Genomic DNA, 12,795 nt, shown 5'->3' on the forward strand with positions numbered 1-12,795 from the left:
TCCCCGGTATGTTCTCTATATCCGAAGACGGGCTGGTCGTGCCGTGTGTGCGCAGCCGCCTGCGGTTCCGGTTTCCGTTTCGCGGCCTGATATCAGGGCTCGTCATGATTATCCTGATCAAAGGTGCCCTGATCTACCATCTGGGTCAGGACAGCTATAGCGCCCGGATAGAGGCGATGCTGGCAGGCGTGGCCTATGAACAGGCCGCGGCCTATGTGCTGATGCCTGACTGGGCATCACTGCGGCTGTCGGAAGTCTGTACTCAACTGGTGAATTTCATGCGCCAGTCGTAAATGCGCCGGCCGGGGCGGAACGAAAAAGGCCGCATCTGAACAGGTCAGACGCGGCCTTTGGCACCCCCTTAGAGGGGAGGATGTTTCAGCGGCGGTACTTGCCTGCTGCGATATCGTCGATATCACCCCGGACCAGACCCAGATCGTCCAGTTCCCGATTGCTCAGGCGCGACAGGCTTGCGCGGGTCACGCGCGCGTCATTCCAACTGCCAAGTTTGGCCACAAGACCAGCGAAAAGAGTCGTAGCAGTGAAGCCAGTGCCCAACGGGCGGTTTGTGATGGTTGCCATCTGAGTCGTCCTTTCCGATCTCATGTGATGTCCAGTTGAGCATTTGCTCATAAACTGCAATTAAGGCGGAAAAACCGCCCAATCAAGCATCATTTTTTGCATGGGACGCATGCAATTTGTGCATGTCTTGAAAACATCCTAAGCCATATTAATACATGGTAAATTCCATCTGAAACCTGTCGTTTCCAGCGTTTTCCAAGACGGTTTCAGACCGTTTTTCTGACACTGCCTCAAAAAGCGACATCCCGGTGCCGTTTTTCGTCTTTGGCTGGCCAATGTTCGCGTTTCGTGCTAGTGGTGCGCAAAAGTCGCAAAACAGGCGCGAAACAGGTGGTGACGGGCAGTGATACGGATAATTGGAATTGATCCGGGGCTTCGATGCCTTGGATGGGGGGTGATCGAGGTTGACGGATCGCGCCTGCGGCATGTGGCAAATGGCCAATGTGTCAGCGCGGGCAACGATCTGGCCCCGCGGCTGTTGTCGCTGCACGGGCAGTTGACCGATATTCTGGCCAGCCATCAGCCGACCCATGCGGCGGTGGAGCAGACATTCGTCAATCGTGACGGGGCGGGGACGTTGAAACTGGGTCAGGCCCGGGGCATTGCCATGCTGGTTCCGGCACAATTTGGCCTTGTCGTCGCTGAATATGCGCCGAATGCGGTGAAAAAGACGGTTGTGGGGGTCGGCCATGCGGATAAGCGCCAGATCGATCATATGGTGCGGATGCAACTGCCCGGTGCGGTGCCCGCAGGCGCCGATGCGGCCGATGCGCTGGCGATTGCGATCTGCCATGCGTTTCACACCCAGACCGCCGGGCGGCTGGCCCGGGCCGTGCAGGCCGCCTCATGATCGGCAAGCTGACAGGCCGGGTGGATCACCGGGCGGCGGATCATGTGCTGCTGGATGTGAATGGCGTCGGCTATATCATCCATTGTTCTGACCGGACGCTTGCCGCCCTGCCGCAGGTGGGCGAGATGGCCGCGCTTTATACGGAATTGCTGGTGCGCGAGGATCTGTTGCAGCTTTTCGGGTTCCTGACCCTTTATGAACGCGAATGGCACCGCCTGCTGATCTCGGTTCAGGGGATCGGGGCCAAGGCCTCGATGGCCATTCTCGGCACGCTTGGGGCCGAAGGGATTGCGCGTGCGATCGCCATCGGGGATTGGGCCACAGTCAAGGCCGCCCCCGGTGTCGGGCCCAAAATCGCCCAGCGCGTGGTCAATGAGCTGAAAGACAAGGCCCCGGCCACCATGGCCCTTGGGGGCAGCGTGCATGAGGCGCTTGGCGAGGCCCCGGTCGAGGTGATCGACAGGGCCGAGCCTGCCTCTCAACCCGTTGCCGCGCCCGGATCGACCGGGCAGGGAGCCACCCGGGCCCCCGTCCAGGCTGAGGCGCTTTCGGCCCTCCAGAACCTGGGCTATGCCCCGTCAGAGGCGGCAAATGCGGTCGCTACGGCGGCAAGTGACCTGCCCGAAGCGAATACCCCGGCCCTGATCCGTGCCGCATTGCGCCTGCTGGCCCCGAAGGAGTGATTGACGGGCCGGGCAAACCTGCCTCTGGCAGAACCGCCCGACCTGCGCCATAACCCGATGCAGATGACCGAACCTGATCCCACTCTGCGCCCCGACCGGCAACCGGGCGAGGACAGCCCCGACCGGGCGCTGCGCCCGCAGGTTCTGTCGGAATTTATCGGGCAGGAAGAGGCGCGGGCCAATCTGGCCGTCTTCATCGAAAGCGCGCGTATGCGGGGCGAGGCGATGGATCATGTGCTGTTCCATGGGCCCCCCGGTCTGGGCAAGACCACGCTGGCGCAGATCATGGCGCGCGAGCTGGGGGTGAATTTCAGAATGACATCCGGCCCGGTTCTGGCCCGGGCCGGGGATCTGGCCGCGATCCTGACCAATCTGGAACCCCGGGATGTTCTGTTCATTGATGAGATTCACCGGCTGAACCCGGCGGTGGAAGAGGTGCTCTACCCGGCGCTGGAGGATTTCGAGCTTGATCTGGTCATCGGCGAAGGGCCCGCCGCGCGCACCGTGCGGATCGAGTTGCAGCCCTTCACCCTGGTGGGGGCCACAACCCGGCTTGGGCTTCTGACCACGCCGCTGCGGGATCGTTTCGGCATCCCCACGCGGCTGCACTTCTACACGGTGCCGGAACTGCATGAGATTGTGACCCGGGGCGCGCGGCTTCTGAAGATTTCGGCCGAGCCGGATGGCGCGTTGGAGATTGCCCGCCGCGCCCGTGGCACGCCGCGCATTGCCGGGCGGCTGTTGCGCCGGGTTGTCGATTTCGCGCTGGTCAAGGGCGATGGCACATTGACCCGCGAGATTGCCGACAGCGCCCTGACCCGGCTTGGGGTCGATCATCTGGGCCTTGACGGGGCCGACCGGCGCTATCTGCGGCTGATGGCGGAGAATTACGGCGGCGGCCCGGTCGGGGTGGAAACACTGTCGGCGGCCCTGTCGGAAAGCCGCGATGCGATTGAAGAGGTGATCGAGCCGTTTTTGTTGCAGCAGGGTCTGATCGCGCGCACGCCGCGCGGGCGGATGCTGGCGCAGAAGGGCTGGCAGCATCTGGGGCTGGAGATGCCGGGACCAGGGGATCAGACGGATTTGTTCGAAGGCTGATGTCGGATGCCTCCGGCGGAAGTATTTTTGAGATAGAGAAGCAGGTGGTGCAGGAACGCGGAAATCCAGGCCCTGAAGAGGTGACGGCGCTGTTTTCCCGTTCTGACGGGGGGTATCTTTTTGCCCGCTGGGGCAGGCCGATTGCGCCTGTGGTGTTCGGGGTTGAGGATGCGACAGTTGCGATTTTCAAAGGCGCGGTGGAGGCGGTGGTGACCCTGGCCGGACATCAGATGGCCGAGACCGACCCGGAACTGGGCGCGAACCTGATGGTGTTCTTTCTGCGCGACTGGGCGGAACTGACCCAGACCCCCAATCTGGACCGGCTGATCCCGGATCTGGGGTCATTGGTCCCCCGTCTGCAACAGGCCGATGCCAACCAGTATCGCAGTTTCCGCTTTGATGAGGCGGGTGCGATCAAGGCGGCTTTCGTCTTTATCCGCATGGACCGCGCCATGGCCGGGACCCCGGCCGAAACCATCGCACTGAGCCAGATGGTCCAGACCATTCTGCTCTGGTCCGACACGGCATTTCTGGGCACTTCGCCGCTGGCGATCCTGAACGAGGGCGGCCCTGCGATGCTGAAACCCGGGATCGCGGCCCTGATCCGGGCGGGTTATGATCCGGTGATGCCGGCCATGGCCCGCGATCCCTCCCATGCCCTGCGTCTGGCCGCCCGGATCGGAGCCCTGCAATGATCCATCGCTGGCCGATCCGCGTGTATTACGAAGACACCGATCTGGCGGGTCTGGTCTATTATGCCAATTACCTGAAATTCATCGAACGGGCGCGTTCGGAAATGGTGCGGGAGGTGGGCATCGACCAGATGGAGATGAAACGCGACCGGGGGTGGTGTTTGCCGTCCGCCGGGTTGAGGCCGAGTATCTGGCGGCGGGCCGCTATGATGATGAGCTTGTGGTTGAAACCAGGGTTGATACGCTCAAAGGCGCCCGGTTCGACATGCCGCAAAAGGTGTTTCGCGACAAAGAGCTGATTTTTCAGGCCCGTGTCAGCATTGTCTGCATTGGCGCTGAAGGCCGCGCAGGGCGTCTTCCGGCGGATATTCGCCAAAAGCTTGAAACAATTTCGGTGATCACGGGCCGGTGACGCACAATCATTGGTGTTCCCCTTACAAGATGGTATTATGTGGCCTTAATGAGGCGCGATGACGAGAACCGCGCCCGAATTGGGCTGGGGCAGAGCAGGAAGATCAGGCAATGGAATCTGAGACGCTGAGTATTGCGCAGGAGGCGGATTTTACCCTTCTGGCACTTTTCTTTCGCGCCTCCATCACGGTGCAACTGGTGATGGTGGCGCTGTTGGTGGCCTCTGTATGGGTCTGGGCGATCACTTTCTCGAAATATGCGCTCTATCGCAGGGCGCGGGGGAATGCGGCGGCGTTTGACGCGGCCTTCTGGTCGGGCGAACCGCTGGATGAGTTGTATGATCAGGTGGCCGACACCCCGCGCAGCGCGTCGGAACGGGTGTTCGTGGCGGGGATGACGGAATGGCGGCGGTCGCTGCGCGATGACGGGGCGCTGATCCCCGGGGTGCAGCAGCGGGTGGACCGGTCCATGGATGTGGCCATCGCACGGGAGAATGAGCGCCTGACCTCGGGGCTCAATTTTCTGGCCACGACCGGGGCCACAGCGCCGTTTGTGGGGCTGTTCGGCACGGTCTGGGGCATCATGCGGTCGTTTCAGGAGATCGCGATTTCCGGCAACACGTCGCTGGCGGTGGTGGCGCCCGGTATCGCCGAGGCGCTTCTGGCCACGGGGCTGGGGCTTCTGGCGGCGATCCCGGCGGTGATTTTCTACAACAAGCTGTCCTCGGACGCGGATCGGCTGATCGGCGGCTATGAGGGGTTTGCCGATGAGTTTTCCACCCTTCTGTCGCGGCAGCTTGACTGATGGGGGCCTCTGTTGCTGCAAAAGGGTCCGGTGGTCGGAGACGGGGCCGCAGGGGCGGTGGCCGGGCGCGCCCGATGTCGGAAATCAACGTCACACCCTTTGTGGATGTGATGCTGTGCCTGTTGATCATTTTCATGGTGGCCGCACCGCTGATGACGGTGGGGGTGCCGGTGGAACTGCCGGAAACCGCGGCGGAAGCTTTGCCAACCGCCGACGAGGAGCCGCTGTCGATCACGCTGGCCGCCGATGGGCGGGTGATGATCCAGACAACCGAGGTGACGCTGGCCGATCTGATCCCGCGCCTGCAGGCAATCGCGGCCGAGCGGGACAGCAATCAGGTTTTCCTGCGCGCCGATGGTGGCATTCCCTATGAACAGGTGATGCAGGTCATGGGGGCGCTGAACGCGGGCGGTTTCCGCGAGATCGGGCTGGTCACGGATGCCGGCGGCCCCGCGCTTGACGGGTCCGGGGGGTGAGGTGGCAATGCGCCGGTCCCTTTACGCCTCGGCGGGTCTTCATCTGGGCATCCTGTTATGGATGGCCATTGGCGGGCTTGTGCGCACCAGCGACCCGGTGGAATTTCAGGTGACCGGCGTGTCGATCCTCAGCACGTCGGATTTCGAGGCATTGACCCAACAGCCGCAGGTGCCCGAGGTGGCCGAGGCGCCGCAGGCCCTGCAACCGACGCCCGAGGTTGAAACCGCCATCGCGCCCGAGGCTGAGGCGGCGCCGCCCGAGGTGGCGCAACCGGCGGAACCCACACCGCCCGAGGCGGAGGCCACGCCGGATGTCAGCGAGTTGGAAACACCCCAGGCCGAGGTCACCGATCAGGTCGCGGTCCTGCCCAGCCCGCCCCAGGGGGATCCGGCGGCGGCCCCGTCCGACACACCCACGCCGCAGGATATCCCGCGTGTCGCGCCACAGCCTGCGCCGATCCCGGAACCCGAGGTGGAGACCGCACCCGATGTGGTGGAGCAGCCCACCACAGATGCGCCGACCGAGGCCCCAGCCGATGAGGTCACGCCCACCGCACCCGAAGCGGCCACAACCGAGATTGTGACGGAAGCAGAGGATCCATCCGCCGGAAATGCGGGGCCTGCGACCTCGGTGCGCCCCACATCCCGCCCGGATCGTCCGGCCCCGGTGGTGGAGACAGCCACCCCCGCACCCGAGGCGGTGACAGAGCCACCCGCCGAAGACCCGCTGGCCGCGGCGATCGAGGCGGCCGTGGAAGAGGCCAATGAGCCCGCCACCCCGACAGAGGCCCCCGCCGCGCCCGCGCAACCCTCGGGCCCGCCGCTGACACGGGGGCAGGAGGACGGGTTTCGCCTGGCGGTGGGCAGTTGCTGGAATGTGGGCTCTCTGTCCAGCGAGGGGTTGCAGACCACCATCATCGTGGCCTTTGGCATGAACCGCGACGGCACACCGGCCAATGATACGATCCGCCTGCAAAGCATCGTGTCAGGCACCGAGGCTGGCGCCCAAAGCGCATTTGAGGCCGCCCGCCGCGCGATTATCCGTTGCGCCCGGAACGGCTATGACCTGCCGGAAGAAAGCTATGAATACTGGCGTGAGGTCGAAGCAGTGTTCAACCCTGATGGTATGAGGCTGCGATGACCTGTCCGATGACATATTTACCCCCAGACGGAATGAGGTTGAGATGACCCGTTTGCTGATCCCCCTGACTCTATTGGCCTTGTTGATTGCGGGGTTTTTCGCCCCCGCCATGGCACAGACCAGCCCCGGCCCTCTCAGGATTGAAATCACCGAAGGGGTCATTGAACCGCTTCCTTTCGCGGTGCCGGTTTTCATCGCTGAAAACGCGGCGGCCTCGGATGTGGCGCAGGATATCACCCGCGTGATCTCGGCCGATCTTCGTGGCACCGGCCTGTTCCGCGAAATCCCGGCCAGCGCCCATATCTCCACGATCACCAGCTTTGACAGCCCGGTGCAATATGCCGACTGGAAGGCGATCAACGCGCAGGCCCTGATCACCGGTTCGGTGGAGCAAACCGCCAATGGGGAACTAGTCGTCCGGTTCCGTCTGTTCGACGTGTTTTCCGATCAGCCCCTGGGGGAGGGGCTGCAATTTGTCGGCACCCCGGAAAGCTGGCGGCGCATGGCCCATAATGTGGCCGATCAGGTCTATGAACGGATCACGGGCGAGGGCGGGTATTTCGATACGCGTGTGGCCTTCATCTCGGAAGACGGGCCCAAGAATGCCCGTCTGAAACGCCTGGCCATCATGGATTACGACGGTGCGAATGTGCAGTACCTGACCGATAGCCGGAACATCGTGCTGGCGCCGCGCTTTTCGCCCAATGGCGACCGGGTGATCTATACCAGTTATGAAAGCGGGTTTCCCCGGGTCTATCTGATGGATGTCGCGACTGTGCAGAACCGCCCGCTGGATGCGTTGCCTGATACGATGTCGTTTGCGCCGCGTTTCTCCCCCGATGGCAATCGCGTGGTCTATTCCGAGGAAGCCGGCGGCAATACCGATATCTATCTGCTTGATCTGAACTCGGGCCAGCGCACCCGCCTGACCGAAGCACCCTCGATCGAAACCGGCCCCAGCTTTTCGCCGGATGGTTCCCAGATCGTGTTCGAGTCCGACCGGTCGGGCCGCCAGCAGATCTATGTCATGCCTTCCAGCGGGGGGGAGGCGCGTCGGATCAGCCAGGGTGAGGTGGGCCGTTATGGCACGCCGGTCTGGTCGCCGCGCGGCGATCTGATTGCGTTCACCTTCCAGAATGCGGGCCGCTTCCATATCGGTGTGATGCGCACGGACGGGTCAGAGGAACGGTTGCTGACCGCCTCGTTCCTGGATGAGGGGCCGACCTGGGCGCCCAATGGTCGGGTGATCATGTTTACAAGGGAAACCGCCGGGGCGGATGGGGCGCCTGCGCTTTATTCGGTCGATATCTCGGGGCGGAACCTGCAACGGGTGGCGACACCGGGCATGGCGTCTGATCCGTCCTGGTCGCCATTGCTGCCTTAGGGCGGATGTGATTTGCACGAACGCCCGCCCATGTTACCCTGCGCGACAAAAGCGCAATTTATTTGAGGAATGAGGAAAGAGCATAATGAAAATTCTGACAAAAACGATCCTGCTGGTGGCGGCTCTCGGCCTGTCGGCCTGTGCCCAGGGCGGGTTGCGCGGCGGTAACGGCGCAGGTCTGAACGGCAATACGGGCGGGCAGGACCCGACCTCGCCTGCCTATTTCAACCAGACCATCGGAGACCGGGTACTGTTCGCGGTCGACGAATCAACGCTTTCCCCGGCATCCCAGTCAGTGCTGGACGGTCAGGCGCAATGGTTGCAAAGCAACAGCGAATATACCGCGCTGATCGAAGGCCATGCGGATGAGCAGGGCACCCGTGAATATAACCTTGCCCTGGGGGCCCGCCGGGCCAATGCGGTTGAGGAATACCTGATCAGCCGGGGCGTTGCCGCCAACCGCCTGCGGACCATCAGCTATGGCAAGGAACGCCCGCTGGAGATCTGCTCGGACGAAAGCTGCTACATGCAGAACCGCCGTGCGGTGACGGTGATTGCTGCCGGTGCGGGGGTCTGACCGAAGATGCTGCGCGCGCTGGCCCTGTCTGTTGCCCTGATCCTGCCCGTGACCGCCACGGCGCAGGATCAGACCCAAACCCTGGCTGACATCCGTCAGGAACTGTCGGTTCTCTTTGTCGAATTGCAACGCCTGCGGGGGGAGTTGAACACAACCTCCGGCGCGACCGGCACCGGGGCAGAGGGCGGGCCGCTGCAACGGCTGGATGCGATCGAGGCCGAATTGCGCCGGATGACCAGCCTGACCGAAGAATTGCAGTTGAGGATTGATCGGGTTGTCCGGGATGGCACCAACCGTGTTGGCGATCTGGAATTCCGCCTTTGTGAGCTGGAAGCGGAATGCGACATTGCCGATCTGGGCGATACACCCAGCCTTGGCGGTGAAGAACCCGCAGGGTCAGGCCCGGTGACCCCTGTTGTGCCCTCTACCGGCGGCGCGGCTTTGGCCGTGGGGGAGCAGACGGATTTCGACCGGGCGCAAGCCGCCTTTGATGCAGGGGATTACCCCGAGGCCGCGCAGCTTTTCGCCGCCTTCACACAAACCTATCCCGGCGGCCCGTTGAGTGCCGAGGCGCATTTTCTGCGCGGCGAGGCCGAGGCCGCACAAAGCAACTGGAGTGCTGCGGCACGGGCCTATCTGGACAGTTTTTCCGGCGCGCCGGACGCACCGCGCGCACCGGAAAGCCTGACCAAACTGGGCACCAGTCTGGGCCAGTTGGGCCAGAGCGAAGAAGCCTGCCTGACCCTGGCCGAGGTTGAACTGCGCTACCCGTCCTCGCAGGCGGTCACGGATGCCCGCGCGGCGATGGCCAGCCTTGGCTGCTCTTGACCCCCGAAAGCCGTTTCGCCGCAACGCTTGACCGGCTTCTGCCGGAGACCCCTGTGGGCTGCATCGGGGTTGCGGTGTCCGGCGGCGGCGATTCTTTGGCGCTGCTGATGCTGACCATGGGCTGGGCCCGGGCCCGGGGGCCTGATGTTGTTCCGCAGATTCAGGCAATCACCGTCGACCATGGCCTGCGCAAGGATAGCGGGGCCGAAGCCGCATGGGTTGCTGCCCGGGCCGCTGAGCTTGGCGCGGATCACGTAACACTGCGCTGGCAGGGCTGGGACGGGCAGGGCAACCTTCAGGCAGAGGCCCGCGCGGCCCGGTATCGACTGATGGGGGACTGGGCCCGGGCCGAGCGGCCGGATATGCCGGTCATCCTTCTGGGTCATACACGCGACGATCTGGCCGAAACCTTTCTGATGCGGCTTGCCCGAGGCTCGGGCGTTGATGGGCTGGCCGCGATGGCAGAAACCAGTGACAGCGATGGGGTCAGGTTTCTAAGGCCGCTTCTGTCGGAACGGCGCAAAGCCCTTCGGGACGTCCTTAACGACAAGGGGCTCACCTGGCTTGACGATCCCTCCAACGACGATCCGAAATTTGACCGGATCAGGGTTCGGCAGGCCCTTGATCTGCTTGGACCTCTTGGCGTGACAGCCGACCGGCTGGCAGACACCGCCTGCCATATGTCCCGCGCCCGCGCAGGGCTGGAAGCCCATGCCGCAGACACCGCCACCCGCATCGTGACCGAGCCACTGCCCGGTGTGATCCTGTTCGACCGCCCGGCTTTCGCGGCCACGGATCGTGAAACCCAGCTTCGCCTGCTGGCCCATGGGCTGCAACGCCTGGCCTCTGCCGCCTACCGCCCGCGGTTGAAATCGCTGGAAACGGCCCTTGATGATGCGCTGACCGGCAAGGGCAGCACTTTGCATGGCGGGCACATCCTGGCCACCGGCACCGATATCCTTGTGACCCGGGAACATGCCGCTGTGGCGGATCTGGAGGTTCCCGCCGATGGCCATGCCAAATGGGACAGCCGCTGGCAGGTGCGCGGCACCCGTCTGCAGGGCTGCACCATTCGCGCGCTTGGGGCTGCCGGGGCCAGCAAAATCGACCGCCCGCCCGGCCTGCCCCATGCGGCGCTCATATCATATCCGGGGGTCTGGAGCGCAGAGACCCTTGTCGCGGCGCCAAACCTCTGGCATGGGGCGCTGTGTCAGGCGATCTATGCGCCGCAAGCGGGGTTCCACCGAACCATATTACCGCATTGAAGTTGATGAATGCGTGGCTATCTTACTGAGATGTGCCTGCGTGGGCCTTCCCCGGCGCTGATTTGAGGAGAATTCTTTTGGGCAACGCGCGAAATATCGCTTTCTGGGTCATCCTGTTCCTGCTGATCCTTGCTTTGTTCAACCTGTTCAGTGGTGGACAGTCGAATGTGAACCAGCGTGGTGTCGCCTATTCCGACTTCATCCAGCAGGTTGAAAACGGCTCTGTCGCCTCGGCCACGATTGACGGCGAAACCGTCCAGTTCACCACCGGTGAGGGCACATTTTCCACGATCCGCCCCGATGGCAGTGATCTGACCGAAGTGCTTCTGGACAATGATGTGCGGGTTGAGGCCCGCCCCCAGGAACAATCCGGTTTCCTCAGTGTTCTGTCCCTCTGGCTGCCGGTTCTGGTTCTGATCGGAATCTGGATTTTCTTCATGAACCGGATGCAGGGCGGCGGACGTGGCGGTGCAATGGGTTTTGGAAAATCCAAGGCCAAGCTTTTGACCGAAAAAGCGGGCCGCGTGACCTTTGATGATGTGGCGGGCATTGATGAGGCCAAGGAAGAACTGGAAGAGATTGTCGAGTTTCTGCGCAATCCACAGAAATTTTCCCGTCTGGGTGGCAAGATCCCCAAAGGCGCATTGCTGGTCGGCCCGCCGGGCACCGGTAAGACCCTTCTGGCCCGTGCAATCGCGGGTGAGGCGGGGGTGCCATTCTTCACCATTTCCGGATCCGATTTTGTCGAAATGTTTGTCGGTGTGGGTGCCTCCCGCGTGCGCGACATGTTTGAACAGGCCAAGAAAAACGCGCCTTGCATTGTCTTTATTGACGAGATTGACGCCGTGGGCCGGTCGCGCGGTGTTGGCTATGGCGGCGGCAATGACGAACGTGAACAGACACTGAACCAGTTGCTGGTCGAGATGGACGGGTTCGAGGCCAATGAGGGCATCATCATCGTTGCGGCCACCAACCGCCCGGATGTGCTTGACCCCGCGCTTTTGCGCCCCGGCCGGTTTGACCGCCAGGTGCAGGTGCCCAACCCCGATATCAAGGGCCGTGAGAAAATCCTTGCTGTCCATTCCCGCAAAGTGCCCCTGGGGCCGGATGTGGATCTGCGGATCATCGCGCGCGGGACGCCCGGGTTCTCTGGCGCGGATCTGGCCAATCTGGTCAATGAATCCGCCCTGATGGCGGCCCGTTTCGGTCGTCGTTTCGTGACGATGGAAGATTTCGAGAATGCCAAGGACAAGGTCATGATGGGGGCGGAACGTCGGTCCATGGTGATGACCGAGGAAGAGAAGACGCTGACCGCCTATCATGAGGCGGGGCACGCCATTGTCGGTCTGAATGTTCCGCAGCATGACCCGATCCACAAGGCGACCATCATTCCCCGGGGGCGCGCCCTGGGTCTGGTTCTCAGCCTGCCGGAGCGCGACCGGATTTCGGCCAGCTATACCTGGTTCACCTCGCGCATTGCGATGGCGATGGGCGGGCGCGCGGCCGAGGAGATCAAATTCGGCAAGGAGAATATCACCTCCGGCGCCTCACAGGACATCAAACAGGCCACCCAGATGGCGCGGGCCATGGTCACCCAATACGGCTATGCCGAGGAACTGGGCTATGTGGATTACGCCAATGAGCAGCAAAGCTATCTTGGCGCCTATGGTGGCGGGGTCACCCATTCCAGCACCACACAGCGCCTGATCGACGACAAGGTGAAAGAGCTGATCGACGAAGGGTATGAAACCGCCAGACGTGTTCTGACCGAGAAGAACGACGAATGGGAACGGCTGGCCCAGGGTCTGCTGGAATATGAGACCCTGACCGGCAATGAGATTTCCAAGGTGATTTCCGGCGAACCCCTGAACCGGGGTGAAGACGATGATGACCCCGATACCGGTGGCACCACCTCGATCACGGCCATTCCGAAGACGAAGCCCAAGTCGAAACCCGAAGATGGCGGGATGGAGCCGGAACCCACGAGCTAAAGCAGAATAAACG

The 12,795-nt window shown here is 62.9% G+C and carries 14 protein-coding genes and 1 pseudogene; 14 read left to right on the forward strand and 1 reads right to left on the reverse strand.

Annotation, left to right across the window (positions count from 1 at the left end; genetic code table 11):
* The first annotated feature begins 104 nt into the window (after positions 1 to 104).
* Positions 105 to 293, forward strand: a complete 189-nt coding sequence (locus E2K80_RS04515) for a hypothetical protein (protein ID WP_135373185.1) — start codon at positions 105 to 107, stop codon at positions 291 to 293.
* 85 nt (positions 294 to 378) lie between these two features.
* Here E2K80_RS04515 and E2K80_RS04520 read toward each other — a convergent pair whose 3' ends face one another.
* Positions 379 to 582, reverse strand: coding sequence for a DUF1127 domain-containing protein (locus E2K80_RS04520; RefSeq protein WP_135373187.1), 204 nt, complete (start codon positions 580 to 582; stop codon positions 379 to 381).
* Positions 583 to 928: 346 nt separating this feature from the next.
* On the opposite strand from E2K80_RS04520, the gene ruvC reads away from it, so the two are divergent.
* The 13 genes and pseudogenes from ruvC to ftsH all read left to right on the forward strand — a co-directional run bounded on the left by ruvC (position 929) and on the right by ftsH (position 12,782).
* Positions 929 to 1,432 carry a crossover junction endodeoxyribonuclease RuvC gene (gene ruvC, locus E2K80_RS04525; RefSeq protein WP_210405463.1) on the forward strand — a complete coding sequence of 168 codons (504 nt, stop codon included), beginning with the start codon at positions 929 to 931 and terminating at the stop codon, positions 1,430 to 1,432.
* Positions 1,429 to 2,115 (forward strand): Holliday junction branch migration protein RuvA, encoded by a 687-nt coding sequence (ruvA, locus tag E2K80_RS04530; RefSeq protein ID WP_135373193.1) that lies wholly within the window; start codon positions 1,429 to 1,431, stop codon positions 2,113 to 2,115. Before ruvC ends, ruvA begins: the two co-directional genes overlap by 4 nt.
* Before the next feature lie 63 nt (positions 2,116 to 2,178).
* Positions 2,179 to 3,213, forward strand: coding sequence for a Holliday junction branch migration DNA helicase RuvB (gene ruvB, locus E2K80_RS04535; protein WP_135376474.1), 1,035 nt, complete (start codon positions 2,179 to 2,181; stop codon positions 3,211 to 3,213).
* Positions 3,213 to 3,908, forward strand: a complete 696-nt coding sequence (locus tag E2K80_RS04540; RefSeq protein ID WP_238475658.1) for a DUF2927 domain-containing protein — start codon at positions 3,213 to 3,215, stop codon at positions 3,906 to 3,908. Before ruvB ends, E2K80_RS04540 begins: the two co-directional genes overlap by 1 nt.
* Positions 3,905 to 4,317 (forward strand): annotated as a pseudogene (gene ybgC, locus E2K80_RS04545) (tol-pal system-associated acyl-CoA thioesterase). Before E2K80_RS04540 ends, ybgC begins: the two are co-directional and overlap by 4 nt.
* A 110-nt stretch (positions 4,318 to 4,427) precedes the next feature.
* Positions 4,428 to 5,120 carry a protein TolQ gene (tolQ, locus tag E2K80_RS04550; protein ID WP_135373195.1) on the forward strand — a complete coding sequence of 231 codons (693 nt, stop codon included), beginning with the start codon at positions 4,428 to 4,430 and terminating at the stop codon, positions 5,118 to 5,120.
* On the forward strand, positions 5,120 to 5,596 hold the full coding sequence (gene tolR / locus E2K80_RS04555) for a protein TolR (RefSeq protein WP_135373197.1): 477 nt from the start codon (positions 5,120 to 5,122) through the stop codon (positions 5,594 to 5,596). Before tolQ ends, tolR begins: the two co-directional genes overlap by 1 nt.
* A gap of 7 nt (positions 5,597 to 5,603) precedes the next feature.
* Positions 5,604 to 6,737: an energy transducer TonB gene (locus E2K80_RS04560; RefSeq protein ID WP_135373199.1), complete on the forward strand. Its 1,134-nt coding sequence runs from the start codon at positions 5,604 to 5,606 to the stop codon at positions 6,735 to 6,737.
* A 43-nt stretch (positions 6,738 to 6,780) separates the two neighbouring features.
* Complete coding sequence (tolB, locus tag E2K80_RS04565; RefSeq protein ID WP_135373201.1) at positions 6,781 to 8,121, forward strand: Tol-Pal system beta propeller repeat protein TolB; 1,341 nt, start codon at positions 6,781 to 6,783, stop codon at positions 8,119 to 8,121.
* Positions 8,122 to 8,206: 85 nt separating this feature from the next.
* Positions 8,207 to 8,698, forward strand: a complete 492-nt coding sequence (gene pal, locus E2K80_RS04570; RefSeq protein WP_135373203.1) for a peptidoglycan-associated lipoprotein Pal — start codon at positions 8,207 to 8,209, stop codon at positions 8,696 to 8,698.
* A gap of 6 nt (positions 8,699 to 8,704) precedes the next feature.
* On the forward strand, positions 8,705 to 9,526 hold the full coding sequence (gene ybgF, locus E2K80_RS04575; protein ID WP_135373205.1) for a tol-pal system protein YbgF: 822 nt from the start codon (positions 8,705 to 8,707) through the stop codon (positions 9,524 to 9,526).
* Positions 9,523 to 10,791 (forward strand): tRNA lysidine(34) synthetase TilS, encoded by a 1,269-nt coding sequence (tilS, locus tag E2K80_RS04580; RefSeq protein WP_135373207.1) that lies wholly within the window; start codon positions 9,523 to 9,525, stop codon positions 10,789 to 10,791. The genes ybgF and tilS overlap by 4 nt, the downstream gene beginning before the upstream one ends.
* Positions 10,792 to 10,868: 77 nt before the next feature.
* Positions 10,869 to 12,782: an ATP-dependent zinc metalloprotease FtsH gene (gene ftsH / locus E2K80_RS04585; RefSeq protein ID WP_135373209.1), complete on the forward strand. Its 1,914-nt coding sequence runs from the start codon at positions 10,869 to 10,871 to the stop codon at positions 12,780 to 12,782.
* Positions 12,783 to 12,795 lie beyond the last annotated feature (13 nt).

This window comes from Rhodophyticola sp. CCM32 (assembly GCF_004751985.1).
Lineage (GTDB): Bacteria > Pseudomonadota > Alphaproteobacteria > Rhodobacterales > Rhodobacteraceae > Rhodophyticola.